Annotated in this window: 1 protein-coding gene; it reads right to left on the bottom strand. The window is 61.2% G+C overall.

The genetic code is table 11. The features are described 5' to 3' along the window. On the bottom strand, window positions 1-320 hold a 320-nt coding region (locus tag RTW80_RS28270), incomplete at both ends, for a DUF3300 domain-containing protein (RefSeq protein WP_312721417.1).

Below are 320 nucleotides of genomic sequence, written 5' to 3'. Positions count from 1 at the left end.
TCCTTTGGCTGGGCCAGAAAGGCGTCGCCGCGGCTCTGTACCCACGACGGGTTTTCTCCCATCACCGACATTAACTGCGGAAAGGCGACTAGCGATTTCTCGCTGGCATCCCATGGCTGCCCGCTGACCGCCTGAATAGCGGTATCGCCCTGCATTTTAGGGTTGTCCTTTGACCACTGGGCGGCCTGAATCACGCTCGCCGGATAGGTTGAGGCCATCAGAATTTGCGACAGCAGCGCGTCGGGATAGAGCGCAATGGGCGCTGTCCACTGATCGATCTGCGCGGCGGTATAGGCCGGAGTCGCCACCGGGGCAGGTTG

It is taken from the genome of Escherichia sp. AM3 (assembly GCF_032029835.1).
GTDB classification, from domain to species: Bacteria; Pseudomonadota; Gammaproteobacteria; order Enterobacterales; family Enterobacteriaceae; genus Escherichia; species Escherichia coli.
Note: the sequence above shows the minus strand (reverse complement) of the source record. Positions and strands in the feature narration are given on the sequence as shown.